Below are 527 nucleotides of genomic sequence, written 5' to 3'. Positions count from 1 at the left end.
CTGCTGGAGCGCTGCGAGCCGGATCGTGCGGCGGCGACCGCCGAGCGATTGCGGCGGACGGTCGAAGAGCTGAACTTCGTCTGGAACGGACGTTCGTTCAACGTCACCGTCAGTATCGGCCTCGTCTGTATCGCGCAGCCCGAGGTGACGCTGGAAGAGGCGCTGCGCGCGGCCGATGCAGCTTGTTACATGGCCAAGGAGAAAGGCCGCAATCGCGTTACACTGCATCAGCCCAGCGATTCCGAATTGCTGCAGCGGTTCGGCGAAATGAACTGGGTGCAGCGCATTCACGATGCGCTGGAGCAGGATCGCTTCTGTCTCTATGCCCAGAAGATCATTCCGCTCAGCGAGCGCGAGGATGGCACTCTGCATGTCGAACTGTTGTTGCGGCTGCGCGACGAGGCGGGGCAACTGGTTGCGCCCGGCCATTTCATTCCCGCGGCGGAACGTTATGGTTTGATGACGCTGATCGATCGCTGGGTGGTCAGGAATGCGTTCATCATTCTCGCCGCGCGATTGGTCGAAGG

General features: G+C 61.5%; 1 protein-coding gene. It reads left to right on the top strand.

All coding sequences use genetic code 11. The features are described from left to right. Positions 1-527, top strand: a 527-nt coding sequence (locus AC1DS5_RS25605; RefSeq protein WP_477721050.1) for an EAL domain-containing protein, incomplete at both ends; no start/stop codon positions are given.

This window comes from Polaromonas sp. P4_H1, from assembly GCF_056400945.1.
The sequence above is the reverse complement of the archived record's forward strand: the minus strand, read 5'-3'. Positions and strand labels throughout refer to the sequence as shown.